General features: G+C 50.2%; 22 protein-coding genes. 10 read left to right on the forward strand and 12 right to left on the reverse strand.

The window, feature by feature from the left end; translation table 11 throughout:
• The first annotated feature begins 117 nt into the window (after positions 1–117).
• The 4 genes from OGY01_RS13470 to OGY01_RS13485 are packed head-to-tail and all read left to right on the forward strand — an operon-like array spanning position 118 to position 4,265.
• A complete protein-coding gene (locus OGY01_RS13470; RefSeq protein WP_286493227.1) occupies positions 118–678 on the forward strand; it encodes a TorD/DmsD family molecular chaperone in 561 nt (186 codons plus the stop codon).
• Positions 668–2,944, forward strand: coding sequence for a molybdopterin-dependent oxidoreductase (locus tag OGY01_RS13475; RefSeq protein ID WP_286493229.1), 2,277 nt, complete (start codon positions 668–670; stop codon positions 2,942–2,944). Before OGY01_RS13470 ends, OGY01_RS13475 begins: the two co-directional genes overlap by 11 nt.
• Positions 2,941–3,498: a 4Fe-4S dicluster domain-containing protein gene (locus OGY01_RS13480; RefSeq protein ID WP_045441010.1), complete on the forward strand. Its 558-nt coding sequence runs from the start codon at positions 2,941–2,943 to the stop codon at positions 3,496–3,498. The genes OGY01_RS13475 and OGY01_RS13480 overlap by 4 nt, the downstream gene beginning before the upstream one ends.
• Positions 3,498–4,265: a dimethyl sulfoxide reductase anchor subunit family protein gene (locus OGY01_RS13485; protein WP_200010524.1), complete on the forward strand. Its 768-nt coding sequence runs from the start codon at positions 3,498–3,500 to the stop codon at positions 4,263–4,265. The genes OGY01_RS13480 and OGY01_RS13485 overlap by 1 nt, the downstream gene beginning before the upstream one ends.
• 69 nt (positions 4,266–4,334) lie before the next feature.
• Here the strand turns inward: OGY01_RS13485 and uspG are convergent, their stop codons facing one another.
• The 10 genes from uspG to citC form a co-directional block, all read right to left on the reverse strand.
• Positions 4,335–4,763, reverse strand: a complete 429-nt coding sequence (gene uspG / locus OGY01_RS13490; RefSeq protein WP_005120854.1) for a universal stress protein UspG — start codon at positions 4,761–4,763, stop codon at positions 4,335–4,337.
• A gap of 202 nt (positions 4,764–4,965) precedes the next feature.
• Positions 4,966–5,376: a nucleoside diphosphate kinase regulator gene (gene rnk, locus OGY01_RS13495; protein ID WP_286493231.1), complete on the reverse strand. Its 411-nt coding sequence runs from the start codon at positions 5,374–5,376 to the stop codon at positions 4,966–4,968.
• Between the two features lie 146 nt (positions 5,377–5,522).
• Complete coding sequence (rna, locus tag OGY01_RS13500; RefSeq protein ID WP_286493233.1) at positions 5,523–6,329, reverse strand: ribonuclease I; 807 nt, start codon at positions 6,327–6,329, stop codon at positions 5,523–5,525.
• A 110-nt stretch (positions 6,330–6,439) separates the two neighbouring features.
• Entirely contained in the window at positions 6,440–7,903 is a 1,464-nt protein-coding gene (gene citT, locus OGY01_RS13505; protein ID WP_045441017.1) for a citrate/succinate antiporter CitT, read from the reverse strand.
• Positions 7,904–7,926: 23 nt separating this feature from the next.
• The gene (citG, locus tag OGY01_RS13510; RefSeq protein WP_286493234.1) at positions 7,927–8,832 is read right to left on the reverse strand and encodes a triphosphoribosyl-dephospho-CoA synthase CitG; all 906 of its coding nucleotides are present in this window, start codon (positions 8,830–8,832) and stop codon (positions 7,927–7,929) included.
• Positions 8,804–9,355, reverse strand: coding sequence for a citrate lyase holo-[acyl-carrier protein] synthase (gene citX / locus OGY01_RS13515; RefSeq protein WP_048221872.1), 552 nt, complete (start codon positions 9,353–9,355; stop codon positions 8,804–8,806). The genes citG and citX overlap by 29 nt, the downstream gene beginning before the upstream one ends.
• Positions 9,356–9,358: 3 nt before the next feature.
• A complete protein-coding gene (gene citF, locus OGY01_RS13520) occupies positions 9,359–10,891 on the reverse strand; it encodes a citrate lyase subunit alpha (protein ID WP_048221871.1) in 1,533 nt (510 codons plus the stop codon).
• 9 nt (positions 10,892–10,900) lie between these two features.
• Positions 10,901–11,809 carry an aldolase/citrate lyase family protein gene (locus OGY01_RS13525; protein ID WP_045441021.1) on the reverse strand — a complete coding sequence of 303 codons (909 nt, stop codon included), beginning with the start codon at positions 11,807–11,809 and terminating at the stop codon, positions 10,901–10,903.
• On the reverse strand, positions 11,806–12,102 hold the full coding sequence (gene citD, locus OGY01_RS13530; RefSeq protein ID WP_045441022.1) for a citrate lyase acyl carrier protein: 297 nt from the start codon (positions 12,100–12,102) through the stop codon (positions 11,806–11,808). Before citD ends, OGY01_RS13525 begins: the two co-directional genes overlap by 4 nt.
• Positions 12,099–13,175, reverse strand: a complete 1,077-nt coding sequence (gene citC, locus OGY01_RS13535) for a [citrate (pro-3S)-lyase] ligase (protein WP_045441023.1) — start codon at positions 13,173–13,175, stop codon at positions 12,099–12,101. Before citC ends, citD begins: the two co-directional genes overlap by 4 nt.
• A gap of 385 nt (positions 13,176–13,560) precedes the next feature.
• Here citC and dpiB point away from each other — a divergent pair, with 385 nt between their 5' ends.
• Both dpiB and dpiA read left to right on the forward strand, forming a co-directional pair.
• Positions 13,561–15,222, forward strand: coding sequence for a sensor histidine kinase DpiB (dpiB, locus tag OGY01_RS13540; protein ID WP_045441024.1), 1,662 nt, complete (start codon positions 13,561–13,563; stop codon positions 15,220–15,222).
• Positions 15,191–15,871 carry a two-component response regulator DpiA gene (gene dpiA, locus OGY01_RS13545; RefSeq protein WP_045441025.1) on the forward strand — a complete coding sequence of 227 codons (681 nt, stop codon included), beginning with the start codon at positions 15,191–15,193 and terminating at the stop codon, positions 15,869–15,871. The genes dpiB and dpiA overlap by 32 nt, the downstream gene beginning before the upstream one ends.
• Positions 15,872–16,019: 148 nt before the next feature.
• On the opposite strand, the gene dcuC is transcribed toward dpiA, so the two are convergent.
• Positions 16,020–17,402 (reverse strand): anaerobic C4-dicarboxylate transporter DcuC, encoded by a 1,383-nt coding sequence (dcuC, locus tag OGY01_RS13550; protein WP_045441026.1) that lies wholly within the window; start codon positions 17,400–17,402, stop codon positions 16,020–16,022.
• 459 nt (positions 17,403–17,861) lie between these two features.
• Between dcuC and pagP the strand changes: the two genes are divergently transcribed.
• A complete protein-coding gene (gene pagP, locus OGY01_RS13555) occupies positions 17,862–18,425 on the forward strand; it encodes a lipid IV(A) palmitoyltransferase PagP (protein ID WP_045441027.1) in 564 nt (187 codons plus the stop codon).
• Between the two features lie 188 nt (positions 18,426–18,613).
• Positions 18,614–18,823, forward strand: a complete 210-nt coding sequence (gene cspE, locus OGY01_RS13560) for a transcription antiterminator/RNA stability regulator CspE (RefSeq protein WP_000034826.1) — start codon at positions 18,614–18,616, stop codon at positions 18,821–18,823.
• A 52-nt stretch (positions 18,824–18,875) separates the two neighbouring features.
• On the opposite strand, the gene crcB is transcribed toward cspE, so the two are convergent.
• Positions 18,876–19,259, reverse strand: coding sequence for a fluoride efflux transporter CrcB (gene crcB / locus OGY01_RS13565; RefSeq protein ID WP_045441028.1), 384 nt, complete (start codon positions 19,257–19,259; stop codon positions 18,876–18,878).
• Between the two features lie 205 nt (positions 19,260–19,464).
• Between crcB and OGY01_RS13570 the strand changes: the two genes are divergently transcribed.
• Together OGY01_RS13570 and tatE are read left to right on the forward strand one after the other, a co-directional pair.
• Positions 19,465–20,253: a deaminated glutathione amidase gene (locus OGY01_RS13570; RefSeq protein WP_286493237.1), complete on the forward strand. Its 789-nt coding sequence runs from the start codon at positions 19,465–19,467 to the stop codon at positions 20,251–20,253.
• Between the two features lie 127 nt (positions 20,254–20,380).
• Positions 20,381–20,584 carry a twin-arginine translocase subunit TatE gene (tatE, locus tag OGY01_RS13575; protein ID WP_045441030.1) on the forward strand — a complete coding sequence of 68 codons (204 nt, stop codon included), beginning with the start codon at positions 20,381–20,383 and terminating at the stop codon, positions 20,582–20,584.
• The last annotated feature ends 32 nt before the right edge of the window (positions 20,585–20,616 follow it).

Raw genomic sequence — 20,616 nt, forward strand, 5'->3', positions numbered from 1 at the left:
CATCGTTTTTAACGTAGCGAATGATTTATTTAATCAAAGAATGATTTAGCCCTTTCGATATTATGGCGCCTCTGTTTGTTACATATATTCATTATGTGAATGAGGGGCTTTTCATTCATGGATTTAAATTATGAAGCTCTGACGAAATTTGAGTCGGCAGGGTTGTTGTTACGTGATTTTTTTATTTCTTATGACGGGGGTTCACTTAAGTCTGCTTATATTTCACTGGCTGATGAATCGGGTAATTTCACTGGTCAGGACTGGCTGGATATCGAATACGATTTCAATGCGCTTTTTGTCGGCCCGTTAGCGTTGAAAGCTGCACCCTACGCCTCGGTGTACCTGGAAGACGAGGCGCTGGTGATGGGAAAAGCCACCTTGTGCCACCGGGAGTTCATGGAAAAACTCGGATTGTCTGCAAATCAAGAAAATAGCATGCCAGATGATCATATTTCTTATGTCCTGGAGTTGGCAGTTTTACTGAGTGCCAATGCCAGAAAATCTGCTGAATATATGCCGGTATTTAATCAATATGTAATGGAATATATAGCGAAATGGGTGCCGGATTATATCGATAAAATCAAAATAAATGCACAAACCGCCGCACTGCAAAACATAGCGGAAAAATTATCTTATTGGCTTGGTGAATTAATAACGAGAGTATCATATGAGCAATGAACAGGGACTTCTGAACAGACGTTCTTTTTTAAAGGGACTGGCTGCACTTAGTGCTGTAGCCGCCTTACCGGGGGGATTATTGTCATCGCGCTGTGCTTACGCGCAACCGCCAGTTCCATTTAACCCTAAAACTTACACTATTCACCGCAATGCATGCCCACGTAACTGCTACGACACCTGCAGCCTGAAAACCTGGGTGAAAGATGATGTGATCACCTTTGTGGAAGGGGCTACGGAGTCCACATTTACCCACGGGACGCCTTGCGTGAAAGGACTGACTTATCCTCGCCGGGTGTACAGCCCCGATCGCATTAAATATCCAATGGTTCAGGATGGCCGTGGTAGCGGCAAATGGCGTCGGGTTTCCTGGGATGAGGCGATGCAACGGATTGCCAAAAAAATGCTGGAAATCAAAAAGAAAGACGGCTCAATGCTGGGGCTGGCTCTGTCTAAATATTCCGGCAACCTCGGAGTGATGGGGTATGCCGTTGAAGGGATGATGTCTTCTCTGGGGTACACCACGCGCTTCGCCGGTACACCGTGCTGGCCTGCGGGTATTGATGCTCAGAATTACGATATGGGGGATATGTGGTGTAACGATCCGGAAGATTTTGTGAAAGCAAAATACATTATCATCTGGGGGGCAAACCCGGCGTGGTGCTCCATGCACACAATGAAGTACATCTACCAGGCTCGGGAAAAAGGCGCGAAGATTGTCGTTATTGATCCGCTGCTGACGCAAACGGCAGCAAAAGCCGACCTGTACCTGCGTGTTCGCCCTGGTTCAGATGGCGCGCTGGCCCTCGGCATGGCACGGCATCTGGTGGATAAGGGGCTGGTTGATCAGGATTTTGTGAACAACTATTCCCATGGCTACGCGGAATTTGAAGACTATCTGCGTAATAACGTCACCGTTGAGTGGGCGTCAGAAATTTGTGGTCTGTCAGCAGAAGTTATCCGCGAGCTGGCGGAGGAGTTTACCGCTGTTAATCCTGCCACCGTGTGGATTGGCTACGGTATGCAGCGGCACGTCAATGGCGGTGCAAACGTGCGAGCGATCGATGCCTTTGTGGCGATGACTGGCAATATCGGTATTGAAGGTGGCGGCGCTCGCTATGGACATTTGCAAACCTGGGGCTACAGTTACCACGGCATGATGCAGAAACCGCCAGAGGGTTCTGTGGGGATGAAAGGTGCTGGTGGCCCGGTGGGTGAGTTTGTCAGCGATAGCGGTGAAAAAAGCGAATACTCTGATCGTGCGTTGAATATCAACCAGACGGCACAGGGCATTCTCGACGCCAGCGAACCACCGGTACGAATGTTATGGGTGGCCTCTAAAAACCCGTTTGCCCAGGATTTCGATCGCAACAAGATGGTTAAAGCGTTCGACAAACTGGAAATGGTGGTTTGCGTCGATCAGTTCTTTAACGAGACTGTTCAGCATGCGGATATTGTATTACCCGTCACCACAACCTTTGAGCAATGGGATGTATCTTCGTCTTATTGGCACTATTGGTTATCCGTCAACCAACCGGCGATTAAACCGTTGTATGAGTGCAAAAGCGACCCGGAAATAGCCGCACTGTTATCTAAAACCATCAATAACCTGGAACCTGGTTCGTGTACCTTCCCGCAAGAGTTTGATGCTAAAAGCTGGCTGGATCAGGAATTCAATGAGTCGATGGGTAAACAATTTGGGATTGCTGGCTGGGACGACCTGCTTGAAGGGCCTCGCAAAGCGAAAATGGTCAGCTCTGCGGCCTGGTATGATCGCAAATTCAAAACGCCATCTGGCAAGTACGAATTTAAATCTGAGCGCTGTGCGGAAAATGGCCACACTGCCTTGCCTGAATATAAAGCTGGTGCTATGGGAACGCTGCCGTTCCACCTGTTTACACCTCACCTCCAGTACGGATTGCATTCACAGTTCGTAAATCTGGACTGGATGCAGGTTTTCTGGCCTGAACCGTTCGTTTATATCCATCCGTTTGCCGCACAGAAAAAGGGTATTGCTGAAGGCGATCTCGTCAAAGTTTTCAACGAGGCGGGTCACGTTGAGCTGCGCGCCAAAATCACTACCAACGTCCCGGAAGATTTCCTTGTGATGTATGAATCCTGGTTCAATAAGCTTAGTTACAACGTCCAGAACGTGGTTAAGGACACTCCGGCCGATATGGGCAAAATGGCGACCGGTGCGCCAGGTGCGGCCATTCACAGTCAATTTGTTGATATTACTCTGTTGGGAAGTAAAGGAGCCGCAGCATGAGACGCGCGTTTTTAGTCAATAGCGATAAGTGCATCGGCTGCCGTGGCTGCGCGATGGCGTGTAAAAGTTTTAACCAACTGGAGCCGGAGCGGTACTGGCGTTATGTCTATCCGCTGGATAAAGAAATTTATCCGCATGAGGAGCGGGCATTTTACTCGCTGGCCTGCAACCATTGTGAAAACCCGGCCTGTCTTGCAGCCTGCCCGGTAGAGGCATACACCAAACGTGAAGACGGCGTGGTTGTGCATAACCCGGAGCGCTGCATCGGGTGTAAAAACTGTATCCGCAATTGTCCTTACGGCGCTCCGCGCTTTAATGAGGAAACGAAAAAAGCGGAAAAATGCAGTATGTGTTACGAGCGTCTTGATATCGGTATGAATCCGGCGTGTGTGAATGCCTGTCCGGTGGGGGCGCTAACGCTTATCGACCTGGATGCCGACCCCATACCAAATAATGCGGTGCAGTACCCGCCGGGATTCCCGCGTATGCCGCAGCTTAACCCCGGGACGCGTTTCATACTGGCACGTCAACCGAAGCAACCGGAGGGCAAGTAATGGAAAAATACGAACTTCCTCTGGTGGTCTTTACCGTACTCAGCCAGATGTCGGTGGGGATGACGTTAATCCTGACGTTGCGTACGCTGCGTGGAGAACTGGAAAGTAAACGTCTTTATTGGCTGGTCAGCGGACTGTTACTGGCGGCGGCATCCGTTGCGGCGGTATTACACCTCGCGCATCCGGATCGTGCCTACAATGCCCTGATTAACTTACAGCACGCCTGGCTGAGCCGCGAAATTCTCGGCGCAACGTTATACGGCGCGGCGGTCGGCGTAACGTTTTTGGCTAAAGGGCATAAGATCCCGGCTGTACTGGCATCCCTTCTCGGTATGGCGCTGGTGGCGGTGCAGGGCATGACCTATGCCGCGCCAGCGATGGTCGCTATCGCCAATGGTCTGACGATGCTGCTGTTCTTTATCACTGTATGGGTAATGGGTTGTGCGGCGATCCCACTGTTGAATCTCACGCCGGCAGTTACTGCATTGCGTCAGGGGATCCTGGTCTGCATGGCGGTACTGATTGCCGCGCCGATTATCTGGCTAAGTGGTGGAACAATCATGCAGATGACGGCTCATGCTTGGCTTACATCCCCGCTTTACCTGGCAAGTCTGGTGTGCCTGGCGGTGGCGTTCGTGCTGAGCCGCAATGGTGAACGTAGAGCGAAAACACTCTTTGTACTGCTGTTCATTGGCGTGTTTTTGAGTCGTTTGACCTTCTTTGGTGATACCGTCAGCACCATCGTGAATATTGGTCATTTGTACTGAGGGCCATAAAATATAAACCCCAGCCAGGTAAAATCCTGGCTGGGGTTTTCTGTCTTATCTTAGTTCGAATTAACGCACAACCAGTACCGGTAGAGTTGCATGGCGAACCACGCTGGAGGCGTTAGAACCGAGGAGGTGCGTGCTAATTGACGGATTGCGTGAGCCAATGACCACTACATCCGCATTCAGTTCTTCACCCAACTCATTGACGACGTCACGCACGCTGCCAAAGCGGACATGCTGCTTGATCCGCGAAGGATCGATGCTGAAGTGGCCGACCATAGTTTGCAGACGAGTTTCTGCTTCGTGTTGCAGATGCTCTTCAAAACGGCGAACGTCAGCGGCAAAACGGTGCAGGCTTAAGCTGGCTGAACCCGGAAGCACATGCAGCAGGTGGATCACACCTTTATCTTGCGCCAGAAATTCTGCATGGCGAACAGCCTTGTCGCTCAGTTCCATTTCAAATACATCAACAGGCATTATGATTGTGTTGTACATAAGCATTCTCCTTGTCATTACATGAATACATAACAGCATACTATTAAATATGATTCTGTCAGTCACGACACAGATTTATGTTTTGCCAACAGAAGTGCGGGAAACAGCAATAAAGCTAATGCAACGGTGGGAGGAATGAAACCGGAAAGAGGATGCGGATGCATCCCCTGTAAGATAAAGCGGGTGCTTTGATAAGACAGAGTTAGCGCAGGTAGTCGCCCGCTGCTTCAGGCTGGTACTCAAGCGCAATGACTTCAAGGTGAGTTGATGTACCGCCTGGTAGCTCCCAGTGGATAGTGTCGCCAACGCGCAGACCCAGCAGGGCGGCACCAACGGGCGCCATTACCGAAAGCTGAGTATTGCTGTCAGTCATATTGGCCGGATACACCAGAGTACGCACACGGATTTCGCCATCACTCAGGTTGTGGAACTTCACACGACTGTTCATGGTCACCACATCGTGCGGCATGGTTTCTGGAGAACACATTTGGGCACGATCCAGCTCGGCGTTTAAAGCGTCGGCAATCGGTAAACCAGCAAACGCAGGTTGCTCCAACAGGCGGTCAATGCGTTCGGCATCGAGGTCGTTAATGATGATAGTTGGTCTGGACATTTATTACTCCATGTCGTCGATACTGCGGGTGCGCAGGTAAATAATCCCAAAAGAAAACCCTCACCGTCAGGCGGCAAGGGTTTAACTTCACCGATGATACTGAGACTTACCCCAGGTTTGAAGTGATTTAGTTCACATTCAGGCGATCAATAACCGACTTTATCAAGTACGAATCGTTTACCGCAGTTACCAGGATGCGGTTGTGACAGGAACGATGTCGCAGAAAGCGGGGCGTTAATCATAGCGGCCTTAAGCGTAAATTGAATTTCCGTCAGATAAGCCGGGTTACCGTGGCAGCTTAATTTCACCGCTTTCACGCTCTCTTTGCCCCATGTTTTGGCAATTGCTGCGTCAAAATCATCGCGACTGACCGTTTTTCCATAGTTGTCCGCAAGAAAGACACCCAATGCGCTGTTCTTTACTTCACTATTCAGACGCACCATCGTACCGAAGTATGCGTCAGGGTCAAAACCAAAGCAGGCCCCGTGTTTGGCGTATTCGTAACGCTCCAGGCAGGATTTACCGCCGGCACCGGGCATCACAGTGCTTAGTTTTGCCGCACTTTCCGGTGACAGACCGGTTTGTGGTGCGGCACATTTACGACTGGCACGTGCTTCCGGCAGGTTGGGAATAGGGCGAGTTGCGCAGCCAAATCGCATCCACCGACGATTATCCACACCGCGCGCGGCGATTGATTTAGGCAGACCTGGCCACAAGCCGTGAACGGTCAGGAAATCCGCTTTGTTTGCGGTCTCTTTTTGCAGGCGGCATTCGTCGGGTTCCTGACGGTTACGTTCATGTTGACTCTGACAAAACCCAGTCTGCCAGGAGAGTGCCAGCACGTAGCTGCTAAAATCGCTGTACTGTTTTGCCTGAAGCTCGTCGGCCTGAGCCACTGAAACCGGGAGCACAAGCGTAGCCAGTAAAGAACAATAACGCCATCTTGATGTCATGATGAATTCGGATACTTATATGATTTCTGAATGTCATCTATTTAACCATAAAAAATGCCAGTCAGGTTTAGCTGACTGGCATCATTTTAGCTATGCGTTGAGCGGGGAGATTAGCTCCACATTGCCAGAATCGGCCAACCGACCAGCAGGAGCATAGAGATATAAATTACGCCGAAGATCGCGCCAAGACGCCAGTAGTCTTTTGACTTCACGTAACCGCAGCCGTAGATAATTACGCCAGGGCCGGTTGCATACGGAGTCAGACAACCCATGATACCGATGGACAGAACCAGCAGAATACACAGATGTTCCATCGGCACGCCCGGAATACCTTTACCGACGGCCAGAATAACCGGCAGCATGGTCGCGGTATGCGCAGAAAGGCTGGCAAACAGGTAGTGAGCAAAGTAGAACACCAGCACCAGTACGATGACAGTCGCATTAGGCGAGAAGCCTTCCAGGTGGGTGCTCATGGTATTGGCGAACCAGTCGATAAAGCCAGAACGGGTTAAACCGTTTGCCATCACCACCAGTGTAGCGAGGTTAACCAGCGTGTTCCATGCACTGTTATAGCGGGTGATGTCTTTCCACGGAACAACGTGCAGAGCCAGCATCAGGGAGACTGCCAGCAGACCTACTGCAGTCGCATCAATCAGTTCACCACCGAAGACCCACAACCCTAAGCTGAGCAGAACCAGACCGATCAGGGTCATCTCTTTACGGGTCAGTTTACCCATAGTTTTGAGTTCGTCACCGGCCCATGCGGCAACTTCGGCACTATGCGTTACTTCCGGTTTGTACAGAACGTAGGACAGCCACGGGGCTACGATCAGTAAAATAATCCCGACCGGCAGGAAGCTCAGGAACCACTGCAGCCAGCTGATTTGAATGCCCGCGATTTTGTTAACGAACTCCAGGCCCAACACGTTCGGCGCAGCGCCGGTAACGAACATAGAGGAGCTAAGGCTGGTACTGATAACCATCATCCACATCAGATATCCGCCGATACGGCGAGCGGAAGGATCGTTCGGGAATGATTTAAACAGCGGCGGCAGGTTTTTGATAACCGGGAATACGGTACCACCGGTACGCGCGGTGTTGGACGGTGTAAACGGTGCCAGCAGAATGTCGATAATAACAATCGCATAGCCCAGCGTCAGGGTACGTTTACCCATGAATTTCACCAGGAACAGCGCGATACGACGGCCCAGGCCGGTGACTTCATAACCCAGTGCGAAAATGAAAGCACCAAATACCAGCCACACAGTGGTGCTGGAGAAGCCTGCCAGCCCCCATTTCAGAGCCTGTTTACCGGCGTTGAAGTCCGGGTTAGCCAGCTCTTTGGCATCAAAAAGCAGGTAATTACTGCCGATAACGCAAATTGTGACGGCAATGAAGCTAATCGCCGTTGCCGGGATTGGCTCGAGGATCATACCGACAATCATCGCCACAAACACGGCAAAGTAGTGCCAGGCCTGTGGAGGCATTCCATCTGGGACGGGGATAAGAAACATGACGCCCATTACAATCAATGGAGCGAATAACTTCCATATACTATCTTTTGATAAAGACATGAATGATTCTCCGGAAAGGATCTTTAATTGTGATAATGATGAACTTGCGAAATCTGGGCTAAGAACCAGGTGACGATCAGCAGATCGGCGCAGCCTCCAGGACTGAGATTGCGTTCGATGCACTGTTGGTCGAACTGGTGCAGGTAATAGAGATCGGCGGAGGTACGAATTCCCCCTCGCTGCAATAATTTGGCGGCGTACTGCTGTAGCCAGCGCAGACCTTCAGCGCCACCACGTGAAGCGACATTGGTGTCGCCATTGATAGACATCAGCAGCAATAATGTGTCGAGTAACGCCAGTTCAGGATCGCGACCCTGAGCCAGCAGTGCGCGGTAATGCGGCAGGGCATGCTCAATGACGAGCGGATATCCCGCTTCGGCTTCACCCCGTGCGCCGGTTAATCCCAGTTGCTGATAAAGACGTTGGCCAGCCGTGAGTTGTTGATTGTTCTGGCGCAGTTCGCGCTCGGTCAGGCCGCGGCAAAAAGTTGCCGCCGTAGAGCAAATGGTTTCTGCTGTAACAGCCTCACTCCGCTGGTGCAGGCGGCCGATGGCGGCGCACAGCAATCCCAGTGAAAAAATACTGCCTTTATGGGTGTTCACCCCTGCGGTGGCGCGAAACATATCGGCTTCGCAAGCCATGCCTAATGGACGCAGTCCTTTCAGCACATCTTCAGACGCCGACTGAGCACTAAATGCCCCGTATTCAACGAAACGCGGCAGCCAGGCCTGAATGGCCTGTGCGCTACGGTGAAAATCCTCCAGCGCCATGTCTTTATGTGCGCCGTTATTAATGCGATCCACCAGACCGGGTTTTGGCGATAAGTTGACTTCAGTCAGCATGGCGCGCCACGCCAGCGTGGCGTAGGCGTCGGGTAAATCTACAGGAAGGACTGCGGTATCAGTCGATGTTGCGGGAATCGGCATCATGTAGCAGTTCCTCCATGCGAATAAGTAAGTCAGAAAGCGCGTGGGTTTTACCCCGCGCGCATTCGGCAGCGCTTTGTCCGCACAGCAGACAGCGGCGGGCAGGGAGCGCGAAGTGACGACGAGACAGTATTTCCCCCTCAGGGGTCAGGACATCGATATCCCATAACCGTCCCAGCGGGTGCGAATGCTCAAGCTCGATAGTGGCGAGCTTGAGGTTGTTGGCCGGTGCTGCAATGGACAATAAGCCTTCCGGCCCACTGGCTGAGACCAGTGCGGTTTGCTCCCTGACTGTCCAGGCTGATTTCTCCGCCAGCGTGAGCAGGGCGGTCATACCGTGGTTAAAGATCTGGCGGGTTAATTCGCTATCTTTAATCGGACCTGGCGCTACCACAGTAAATGAGACCAGCGGCGCACGATGGCGCGCCAGCCAGGCATGCTGCCGGGCTTGTCTCTCATCACGGCTGGTGAGCAGCTCGGGAATAGAAACAGCATGGCGGGTGGCCAGTTCAGGGAGCAGGTGCATGGCTTATTCCTTCACCTGATGCACAACGTCAATCACCGAGCCATCGCGATAACGCACAACGGCAATCACGCGGTCGGTGAATTCGATGGCACGAGGTTGACCGGTGAGCTGCAGCGCGCGTTCGCGCAGCCATTCGATAGATACCACTTTCATACCGGCTTCTTTCAGACGTTCAGCCAGTTCCGGACGAGCAGGGTTAACGGCAATACCGTGGTCAGTGACCAGAATGTCAACGCTGGAACCGGGCGTTACGCAGGTCAGTACGTTATCAACCAGCGTCGGGATACGACCACGCACCAGCGGCGCGACGATGATTGAAAGCGCTGCAGCAACGGCGGTATCGCAGTGACCCCCGGATGCGCCGCGCAGTACGCCATCAGAGCCGGTCAGCACGTTAACGTTGAAGTTGGTGTCTACTTCCAGGGCGCTCAGTACCACAACGTCCAGACGGTCAACCGATGCACCCTTCGAACCCCAGTTGGCATACTGGTTGGCACTGATTTCGATGTGGTTCGGATTACGCGCCAGGGATTCTGCGGCGTTACGGTCGAAGCTCTGTACGTCAAGCAGTTTGCGGATTAAGCCTTTTTCATGCAGGTCAACGATGGTGGCAGTGATGCCGCCCAGGGCAAAGTCAGCACGGATGTCGCGGCTGCGCATTTTGTCTTCCAGGAAGCGGGTAACGGCCAGTGAAGCCCCGCCGGTTCCCGTCTGCAAGGAAAAGCCTTCGTTGAAGTAACCGGAGTTGGCAATGACGTCCGCCGCGCTACGGGCAATCAGCAGTTCACGCGGGTTGGTGGTCATGCGAGTTGCATCGGCGCCGATTTTGTCAGCATCGCCGACTCTTTCGATCTGTACGATCAGATCGACCTGATCCTGTGCGATGCTGGCCGGATTGTGCGGATAGGTCAGCAGTTGTTCGGTCAGCAGGACAACCTGTTTGGCGTTTTCAGCATCAACACGGGCGTAGCCCAGTGAACCGCAGCACGCTTTACCGGTGTAGCCGTTAGCGTTACCAAATTGATCGCAGGACGGTACGCCAAGGAATGCCACATCAATGCTTAACTCGCCGCTCTGTACCAGATGTACACGACCGCCGTGAGAGTGGACCTGTACGGGTTCAGCCAGCAGACCGCGGGAGATCTCTTCAGCCAGCGGTCCGCGCAGACCGGAAGTATAAATGCGGGTAACTACACCCTGGCGAATATGTTCAACCAGCGGAGCGTGGCAGTCGCTCAGGGAACTGGAAGCCAGTGTCAGATTTTTAAAGCCCATCGCGGCGATGGTATCCATCACCAGGTTGATCGTCAGATCGCCACCGCGGAATGCGTGGTGGAAAGAGATGGTCATCCCATCCTGTAAACCGGAACGACGAATGGCGTCTTCCAGGTTAGCGCACAGCTTTTTGTCACGCGGTTTTTGCGCCTGCAAATCCCGTTTTGCGGTGCTCTGATAAGCGGAAAGTTCGCTTTCTGCATGACGACTCCAGGTCGCCACGCGATCCTGTCGTTGAGATTGTTCGATTTTCTGCGTCATTTTTTTGCCTTATTCTTCGCGAATGCCGGAAAGTTCTGCACGGGAGATAACCAGAAGGGCGCGCTCGATTACCGGGCTGTCGACCATCTTGCCGTTCAGGGAAACAACGCCACGGCCTTCGCGGGCAGCAGCTTCAGCGGCTTCTACAACCAGGCGTGCATGAGCCAGTTCTTTGCGCGTTGGCGCATACAGGTTGTGCAGGAGTTCAATCTGACGTGGGTTGATGAGCGACTTACCGTCAAAACCCAACTGTTTAATGTGCGAGGCCTCGTGCAGAAAACCGGCTTCGTTGTTAGCGTCGGAATAGACGGTATCGAAAGCCTGAATGCCTGCAGAGCGCGCGGCTTGCAAAATTGAGCAACGGGCAAACAGCAGTTCGGTACCTTCCGGTGAGCGTTCAGTTCGCAGGTTACGCACGTAGTCTTCCGCACCGAGAGCAATACCGATCAGGCGTTCGGAAGCATGTGCAATTTCCACTGCGCGGGTAATACCTAAAGGCGATTCGATAGCGGCCAGCAGACCGGTGCTGCCTGGCTCGCGACCGCAGGCTTTTTCAATGCGCAGGATTTCGCTTTCGATATCGATAACATCCTGGGCGGTATCGGTTTTCGGCAGACGAACAATGTCAGCGCCGCCGCGAACGACCGCTTCCAGGTCGTTAATGCCCCATTCGGAGTCAAGGGCGTTAACACGTACGATAGTTTCAACGTCGTGATACAACGGATGTTGCAAAGCGTGATACACCAGACGACGCGCGGTATCTTTCTCACGTAACGCGACGGAATCTTCAAGGTCGAACATCAGCGCATCGGCTGGATAGATAAACGAGTTGCTGACCATTGCGGCATTGGCGCCCGGCACGAACAGCATACTGCGGCGTGTGCGGGATTTACGTTGTTGCAAAGAAGCGGAAATCACTGGCAATCCTCCCATGGCAGTGCCGGAATACCGCTGGCGCGGGCCAGTAAAGCTTCCAGTCGCGCACGTAAAATGCAGTCCAGTGCGCCTTTATCATCAACATTTAATTGCACGCCGCTTACGTTATAGCGGGACAGTACGTCCAGAATGGTGGTGCGGATGGCATCGCCAAACTGTTTTTCAACGCTACTGTTGACCTGCAGGTCAATATCCTGCGTATCGAGAGGGGCGATGCGTATCATCACATCACCAGACTCAAGAGTGCCTGCGACGGCTGCCTGCTTTATTTTCATTTTTCACCTGTTGCTAATGCGGGGGTATTTTGGCGGACTACCGCGCCCGATGAGGCCCGTTCAACCATGCTTTGCAGATAGTGCAGAGTGGCTTCTGGTACCAGGGAGGCGATAGCCGTGAGATCTTTTTTAACCAGCAGCTTGCGCACCCAGGAGGCGGAAATCGGCATCTCCTGGAAGCACAGCCGCTCAATTTCCACCAGTTCAATCGGTGGGGCGGGGAGCGTTGGGGTCTCCAGCCAGTAACGCATATCGTTGTTGTACTGGGAGGTGACGGTGCAATACGGTTCAGTACCGACGAAGCGGTGCGTGACGCCAAGTGCCGGGGCCAGGTATTGGCGGAAGATTTTCAGGTCTATTTCGGTGTAGCAGTGGTTAATAACACTCTGCTCTTTGATGAAGTAGCATGGGAAAGTGGCACGGGAAATGATGTATTCCGATCCGCGATGCACGGTTAAACGCGGAATATCTTTGGTTCCTTTGAGTACCAGGTCCAGCCGATCTTCATAGGGAAAGCGTGAGGTGTCTTCTTTTACTAAAAACAGATGCAGCCAGTCGCACTGCGCGGCTGCCTGCTGGATCAGAAAACGGTGGCCGTTGGTGAACGGGTTGGCGTTCATGACGATGCAGCCAATTTTTTGCCCTTCATGGCGCTGTTTGGCCAGCGATTCGGCGTAACGTTTCAGGCGAGTGGTACTGTTTTCCATCAGCACCATAATGCCTGGTACGCTGGTGAGCGTAGAAAAACCACACTGTTTAAACAGCGACTCATACTCGGTTTTGGTATAGATGAAGAGGTGAGTGCAGTGCCGCTCATAGGCGAGATTGATTAGCTCAGTAGCCAGCGTCAGCGCTAAGCCTTCACCGCGTACGGATTCACAGATCGCGACGCATTTAATGATATTTCCAGCGATGCCACCACAGGCAATGAGGCGGTCTTCACGGGTGACGGTGATAAATACTTCAACGGTAGTGTCAACGCTCAAATCATTCTCTTTCAGAAATTGAGCGATAACCGCCATCTTTTTATTTTCTGAGCGTTTAACTTGCGTGAATATATTATTACCTAACATAGTAAAAAGAGCCCCGATGCTATATTTGTTACTGGGTTTCTGTTTTTGTTGCTCTGTTTAGCAACCTGATAACGTTTTTTTTGCAATTGAAGGGAATTGTTTTTTATTACGGAGTATTTCTTTTTTTCCCTGCTGTATACATCGTAAGGAGTATTTTGGAGGCAAATTTTGATTTATTTCACAATAAGTTAGAAGGTTTTAATGTGTTTTATGGTTTTAAGTTTTTTAATTAATTTAATCACCATTCGCGGTGTGGTTTTTATTTGTTTAATTGATTTAAGGTGGGGAATCTGTAACGATCCTGCTTTATTCTTCAACTTGTGAATAGAACATTTTTATTACAAATACAAAATAAGTTGTTGGTTAACGTCGGCAAGGAAAGTTTATGGTAATCCAGAAAAATAAAACACGGTTTTCTTTTTTTCGCAGGCTGGCGTTTCCATTACGTATTTTTCTGCTTATCCTGGTAGTTTCCATTCTTATCATTGCGGCACTGGCAAAATACTTCACCGCCAGCTTTGAAGATTATCTGGCGACGCATGTCCGCGACATGGCGATGAACCAGGCGAAGATCATCGCTTCCAATGACAGCGTTATCGCCGCAGTCAAACACCGCGATTATCAGCGTCTTGCGACCATTGCCGACAAACTGCAAAGTGGAACGGATTTTGACTATGTCGTAATCGGAGACAATCACTCGATTCGTCTTTACCATCCGAACCCGGAAAAGATTGGCTACCCGATGCAGTTCACCAAGCCGGGAGCTTTAGAAAAAGGGGAAAGTTATTTCATTACCGGTAAAGGATCTATCGGGATGGCGATGCGAGCGAAAACCCCCATCTTTGATGATGATGGCAAGATTATTGGTGTTGTCTCAATAGGATACCTGATTAGCAAAATTGATAGCTGGCGTTCGGATTTCTTATTGCCGATGGCCGGGGTGTTTATTCTGCTGCTACTGTTACTCATGCTGCTCTCCTGGTTTTTTGCTGCACACATCCGCCGTCAGATGCTCGGTATGGAACCCAAGCAAATTGCTCGCGTGGTCCGTCAGCAGGAAGCGCTGTTTAGCTCAGTGTATGAAGGTTTGATTGCCGTTGATCCTGAAGGATTCATCACGGCAATTAATCGCAGTGCGAGAAAAATGCTGGGGCTGTCATCGCCAGGACGGCAATGGCTGGGAAAACCGATTGATGAGGTTGTTCAGCCCGCGGACTTCTTTACTCAGCAGATTGCGGAGAAACGTCAGGATGCGATGGTGAATTTTAATGGGTTGAGCGTTATTGCCAACCGTGAAGCTATCCGCTCTGGTGACGAATTACTTGGGGCGATTATCAGTTTTCGCAGCAAAGATGAAATTGCTACCCTCAATGCGCAATTAACGCAAATTAAACAATACGTTGAGAGCCTGAGAACGCTACGCCATGAACACCTGAACTGGATGTCTACGCTCAACGGCCTGCTGCAGATGAAAGAGTACGATCGGGTGCTGGAGATGGTTCAGGGAGAATCTCAGGCTCAGCAGCAGCTCATCGATAGTTTACGCGGCTCATTTGCCGATCGTCAGGTTGCTGGTTTGCTGTTTGGTAAAGTGCAGCGTGCGCGGGAATTAGGGTTAAAAATGATCATTGTTCCCGGTAGTCAACTACATCAACTCCCTGAGGGGCTGGATAGCACAGAGTTTGCAGCAATTGTTGGTAATCTGCTTGATAATGCATTCGAGGCCAGCTTACGTACCCAGCAAGGGAATAAGGTCATCGAACTCTTTTTGAGCGATGAAGGGGATGAGGTGATCATAGAAGTGGCCGATCAGGGCTGCGGTGTGCCGGAAGCATTGCGTGAAAAAATATTTGAACAGGGTGTGAGTACCCGTACCGATGAACCAGGTGAACATGGCATCGGTTTGTATCTGATTGCAAGTTATGTGAGGCGCTGTGACGGGGTTATTACACTCGAAGATAATGATCCCTGCGGTACTTTATTTTCTCTATTTCTTCCGAAAGTGAAAAAAAACGATGACGGAACCATTAACGCTATTGATCGTTGAGGATGAAACGCTACTGGCGGAAATGCATGCTGAATATATTCGCCATATACCTGGCTTCAGCCAGATATGGCTGGCGGGTAATCTTGAGCAGGCGAGGATGATGATTGAGCGTTTCAAGCCGGGGTTGATTCTTCTGGACAACTATTTACCGGACGGCAAGGGCATCACCTTACTACATGAGCTGACCCAGGCGCGTTATCCTGGCGGTGTGGTGTTTACGACGGCTGCCAGCGATATGGACACAGTTTCAGAAGCCGTGCGTAGCGGGGCTTTTGATTACCTGGTTAAACCGATTGCTTATGAGCGCCTGGGACAGACGCTTACGCGCTATCAGCAGCGCAGACGCATGCTGGCAGGTAACGACAGCGCCAGTCAGCGACAGATTGATGAAATGTTTAATGCCTACGCGCGCGGAGAGCCGAAAGGAGATCTGCCCACGGGTATTGATGCCTTAACGCTGAATGCGGTGTTGAAATTATTTACCGACCCAACGGTACATCATACAGCGGAAACGGTAGCACAGGCGTTAACCATCAGTCGCACAACCTCAAGACGTTACCTGGAATATTGTGCCGGCCGCCATTTGATTATTGCGGAGATTATTCACGGTAAGGTAGGAAGGCCGCAGCGTATTTACCACGGTGGCTGATACCGTCATCCTTTAAGCTGCCTCTTTGCTGGCTGCCTTTAGAAACCTCAGTCACATCGTTATCTATGTGACTGGGGATGTCCTCACTTGCTGCCTCAATGCAGCTTAAATGATTTTGCGTATCAAGGTCGGATATTAACTGATCGCGTTAACCACCAATTACAGCGGACGTTGCAGGCACCATCACTTCAGTTGCGATAATCACAATCAACAACCCGACCATGACCGGAACAGAAGTCCGTTTTACCACTTCAAACGGTGAAATCTTCGCCATGCCCGCGACAGCCACAACCACGCCAGATACCGGGGAAATTGTGCGTCCAAGGTTTGATGCTTGCAGCATCGGGATGGAGAGGTATGCCGGGTTAATACCGGAAGAGTGTGCCAGTTTAGGGATCATCTCAACGAAGGCATAGAATGGCGCGTTACCGGAGCCGGTGGTCATTGCTGCCAACATGGTCAGAATAACCAGTACCAGCATCAGAATAATACTTGCTGAACCAAACGATGTAGCGATAGAAATCAGACTCTGGATAAAGCCGATAGTGCTGAGACCCTGGGCAAAAACACCGGCCGCGACTAACAGCATAACCACGTTAGCAAAGGCATCCGCCATTCCGCGATAGGCGACTTCCAGACCTGAGAACACCTTCTGGGTATTGAATCCACGCACAAACTCCAGAACCGCAGCGATGAGCATGCAGAGGACCAGAATAGTGATGATGTGCAATTGTGGACCCCATTTGCCATCAAAAATCAGTACGCCAACGATAGGGGTAAACGGCAAAATGGCATAAAAAGACGGAGCAGTTGTGGTGATCTCGGCCACGTCTAACATTTCGTGTGAGATGTTCTCTTTTTTATCCAGATAGCGCTGCCAGAAAAAGTGCGCAATAGCCATACCGATAATGGCGGCGATGGAAATTGGCAATGTTGTTTTAAACGCGAAGTCGATCAGCGGCATTTCTGCTGCTTTTGCTGCCAGAACCACATCCCCTGAGGTTGGAGAAAGAATGATGGCGGCAGGAGATGCACAAATGGCTGCTGCAGCACCGCGGCTGATTCCAACGTTAACCATGACCGGAAATAGCGTCGCCATCAATAATACACCCAGCCCTGTCGCGGAGGAGACTGCCAGTGACATCAGGCAGGCAACAAAATAAGCGGCAATCATCAGAATATAAGGCGAGTTGATATATTGCAGAGGTTTCGAGGCCAGCTTAACGACCATATCGTTCGCGCCAATATGCGTCATATAGGCGGCAAAACCGCATAGCATCATAATCATCATGCCGAGATCGCCACCACGGCTCATCAGCAAAATTTTAATATATTCAACAATGTCTGTCGCTGTATAGCCAGTCGTTGCCGCGCTGGAAGGCAGAACTTTGTGTCCCATCAGGGCGCTGACAATCAGTAAAACCAGACCACCGACAAACAGTACACCGGTCGCCGAATAACCTTTAATGATGTAGCGTGCTACACCCACAATAACCACAACCCCAATAAGGAGTTCAATAAATGTCAACATTGTTTCCCCTGTCGCGTAAACGCCCAGAAAGTAAAAAATAAAAAAGAGCATAAAGTGGAGTCAGAATGTGCCTAATAAACGGTCATCGCTTGCTGATTAAAATCAATAAAGATACGGATTAAACCGATGGCCAAGGCATTTTTCAAACATAGCCGATGAAAAGGGAATATCGCAATAAAAAAAGAGTGAGGTGCAGTTGTTGTACGCTATTTGATGCGCTATTGATATTATTGTGTTAATAAATTGTAGAATTATTTGGAGGGTACTCGTAAAACAAGCAATCCAGGTTAATAAAAGTTACGAGTTACATGCGAAAAGGCTTAGTAAATATATGGATAATAACCATTAAATTATACGCTATAGAATAATCTGATTTTTTAAAATAGTATTTTTTGTTAAGCTGTCATTAAGGTTGAGTTTGCTACAATTAATCTTAAATTTCTGGACGGTAATTAAGTTGTGATTGTCGCTAAACGATATTTATTCATTTTTTCATTTCTTTTTATTCAGTTAACTATTATTCCTCAGGCCTATGCGGAAGATAAAGGCTGGTTTGATACTTTTAAAGATAATGTCAGTGAAACCTGGCAGCAGCCGGAACATTATGAGCTGTATGTGCCCGCTATTACCTGGCATGCGCGCTTTGCCTACGATAAAGATAAAACAGATCGCTACAATGAACGTCCCTGGGGGGCTGGATTTGGTCAGTCGCGTTGGGACGATAAAGGCAACTGGCACGGACTTTATATTATGGCCTTTAAGGACTCCTACAATAAGTGGGAGCCGATTGGCGGCTATGGCTGGGAAAAAACCTGGCGACCACTGGTTGATGATAACTTCCATATGGGATTGGGTTTTACGGCGGGCATGACTGCTCGTGATAACTGGAACTACATCCCGGTGCCCGTGTTGCTGCCGCTGGCATCAATCGGTTATGGCCCGGCAACGTTTCAGATGACCTACATTCCAGGAACGTATAACAACGGAAATGTCTACTTTGCCTGGCTACGTTTCCAGTTTTAAGGGGCTACCTGTATTGTCAGTTGGAATATTAAAATCCCTTTAATAACAAAATGATATGAACTTTACCTGAAAAATAACGCGACATTTATCACTTTTTGGCAAGGTTTGACTGGACAAACAGCACCACAATTGTTGTACTGATACCCGACACAGCATTTGTGTCTATTTTTCATGTAAAGGTAATTTTGATGTCTAAGATTAAAGGTAACGTTAAGTGGTTTAATGAGTCCAAAGGATTCGGTTTCATTACTCCGGAAGATGGCAGCAAAGACGTGTTCGTACACTTCTCTGCAATCCAGACCAATGGTTTTAAAACTCTGGCTGAAGGTCAGCGTGTAGAGTTCGAAATCACTAACGGTGCCAAAGGCCCTTCTGCTGCAAACGTAACCGCTCTGTAAGCATACGACAGCAAGAATTCAAAACCCGCTTAATTGCGGGTTTTTTTTGTCTTCAATGTGCGGTGGAGGCGGAAACCAACCAGAATGCCAGTGCCGTCATCGCAAACGACCCCAGCAGATTAATCAGCACATTCACCATCGCCCAGCCAAAGCGTCCATCCTGCAGTAAAAACACCACTTCTGCGGAGAATGTAGAGAATGTTGTCAGCCCTCCACAAAAGCCCGTGGTAATTAGCACTTTCCACATTGGGTCAATGTGGGTCATGCGATTGAACCACGCCAGCCCCATGCCAATGATAAACGCGCCAATAAGGTTTGCAGCCAGCGTACCTAAGGGAATGGCTTGATGAAGCGGGTTAAACCGCATACTCAACATCCATCTTGCAACGCTACCTGTACCACCACCTATAAAAACAGCTAATAGAAGTTGTAACACGGCATAATCCTGCTATTTGATTTTATACTCATCATACTTCAGGTTGTTGATGCGTTGACTGCGCACTTTCATCCCAGTCACATAGTTATCAATGCGCCAGGGGACTCGTGCGCTTGCCGCAACCTGAAGTATGTAGAGTATACAGGGCGAATGTAACGCTGAGTCATTATTGTTGATGAGCTTAACAAATTTTTCTGGAGGGAATATGTTCGTTGCAGCAGGGCAATTTGCCGTCGGTCCCTCATGGGAGAAAAATGCAGAAACGTGCGCCTTATTGATGTCACAGGCTGCCAGAGAGGGCGTATCGTTGCTGGTACTGCCTGAAGCACTGCTGGCTCGTGACGATCTTGACCCGGATCTGTCCGTGAAGTCTGCTCAACTATTAGAGGGGGGATTTCTGACGCGGTTGTTACGTGAAAGCGCACAAAACGATATGACAACGATTCTGACCATTCATGTACCTTCATTGCCTGCCCGGGCGTTTAACATGTTAGTTGCTCTACGAAGAGGAAAGGTTGTTGCCCATTATGCGAAATTGCATCTCTACGATGCCTTTTCGATTCAGGAGTCGCGTAATGTGGATGCAGGCGACGCCATAGCGCCGCTGTTGGACGTAGACGGGTTAAAGGTAGGGTTAATGACCTGCTATGACTTACGCTTTCCTGAGCTGGCGTTAGCCCTCGCTTTGCAGGGGGCAGAAATCCTCGTCTTACCTGCGGCATGGGTTAGGGGATCTATGAAAGAACATCATTGGGCTACGCTGCTGGCGGCAAGAGCGCTGGATGCCACCTGCTACTTGATTGCGGCAGGAGAGTGCGGTAATAAGAATATCGGTCAAAGCCGGGTGATCGATCCCTTTGGCGTGACCATTACTGCCGCTGCAGAGACACCCGCGCTGATTATGACAGAGGTTTCGGCTGAGCGGGTGAGGCAAGTCAGGGCGCAACTTCCGGTGTTACGTAACCGGCGCTTTGCGCCACCGCAATTATTATGACGTTTTTTTAAACAAGGCTTGATTCACCTTGTTACAGATTGCTATTGTGTGCGCGCGTCGAAAGGCCGTTAATATTCTCAGGTTAATATGGCGCTTATGCAGCCTGGTTTAAGTCAAGAAGGTATCTATGGGTGAGATTAGTATTACCAAACTGCTGGTGGTTGCCGCACTGGTCGTTCTGCTGTTTGGTACCAAGAAGTTACGTACACTGGGTGGAGACCTGGGAACGGCAATTAAAGGCTTCAAAAAAGCGATGAACGATGAAAATGCCGATGCGAAGAAAGATGCTGACGGTAGCGTTCAGGCTGAGAAGCTTTCTCATAAAGAGTAATGTCTGGAAGACCATTGCTCTGGATGAAAAAA

Source organism: Citrobacter sp. Cm038 (assembly GCF_030333105.1).
GTDB lineage: Bacteria > Pseudomonadota > Gammaproteobacteria > Enterobacterales > Enterobacteriaceae > Citrobacter > Citrobacter murliniae.

What these genes read in the sequence shown, in the direction of transcription:
- OGY01_RS13470 (WP_286493227.1), top strand. Translation starts at nt 118, where the DNA reads ATGGATTTAAATTATGAAGCTCTGACGAAATTTGAGTCGGCAGGGTTG.
- OGY01_RS13475 (WP_286493229.1), top strand. Translation starts at nt 668, where the DNA reads ATGAGCAATGAACAGGGACTTCTGAACAGACGTTCTTTTTTAAAGGGA.
- OGY01_RS13480 (WP_045441010.1), top strand. Translation starts at nt 2,941, where the DNA reads ATGAGACGCGCGTTTTTAGTCAATAGCGATAAGTGCATCGGCTGCCGT.
- OGY01_RS13485 (WP_200010524.1), top strand. Translation starts at nt 3,498, where the DNA reads ATGGAAAAATACGAACTTCCTCTGGTGGTCTTTACCGTACTCAGCCAG.
- uspG (WP_005120854.1), bottom strand. Translation starts at nt 4,763, where the DNA reads ATGTACAACACAATCATAATGCCTGTTGATGTATTTGAAATGGAACTG.
- rnk (WP_286493231.1), bottom strand. Translation starts at nt 5,376, where the DNA reads ATGTCCAGACCAACTATCATCATTAACGACCTCGATGCCGAACGCATT.
- rna (WP_286493233.1), bottom strand. Translation starts at nt 6,329, where the DNA reads ATGACATCAAGATGGCGTTATTGTTCTTTACTGGCTACGCTTGTGCTC.
- citT (WP_045441017.1), bottom strand. Translation starts at nt 7,903, where the DNA reads ATGTCTTTATCAAAAGATAGTATATGGAAGTTATTCGCTCCATTGATT.
- citG (WP_286493234.1), bottom strand. Translation starts at nt 8,832, where the DNA reads ATGATGCCGATTCCCGCAACATCGACTGATACCGCAGTCCTTCCTGTA.
- citX (WP_048221872.1), bottom strand. Translation starts at nt 9,355, where the DNA reads ATGCACCTGCTCCCTGAACTGGCCACCCGCCATGCTGTTTCTATTCCC.
- citF (WP_048221871.1), bottom strand. Translation starts at nt 10,891, where the DNA reads ATGACGCAGAAAATCGAACAATCTCAACGACAGGATCGCGTGGCGACC.
- citD (WP_045441022.1), bottom strand. Translation starts at nt 12,102, where the DNA reads ATGAAAATAAAGCAGGCAGCCGTCGCAGGCACTCTTGAGTCTGGTGAT.
- citC (WP_045441023.1), bottom strand. Translation starts at nt 13,175, where the DNA reads ATGTTAGGTAATAATATATTCACGCAAGTTAAACGCTCAGAAAATAAA.
- dpiB (WP_045441024.1), top strand. Translation starts at nt 13,561, where the DNA reads ATGGTAATCCAGAAAAATAAAACACGGTTTTCTTTTTTTCGCAGGCTG.
- dpiA (WP_045441025.1), top strand. Translation starts at nt 15,191, where the DNA reads ATGACGGAACCATTAACGCTATTGATCGTTGAGGATGAAACGCTACTG.
- dcuC (WP_045441026.1), bottom strand. Translation starts at nt 17,402, where the DNA reads ATGTTGACATTTATTGAACTCCTTATTGGGGTTGTGGTTATTGTGGGT.
- cspE (WP_000034826.1), top strand. Translation starts at nt 18,614, where the DNA reads ATGTCTAAGATTAAAGGTAACGTTAAGTGGTTTAATGAGTCCAAAGGA.
- OGY01_RS13570 (WP_286493237.1), top strand. Translation starts at nt 19,465, where the DNA reads ATGTTCGTTGCAGCAGGGCAATTTGCCGTCGGTCCCTCATGGGAGAAA.
- tatE (WP_045441030.1), top strand. Translation starts at nt 20,381, where the DNA reads ATGGGTGAGATTAGTATTACCAAACTGCTGGTGGTTGCCGCACTGGTC.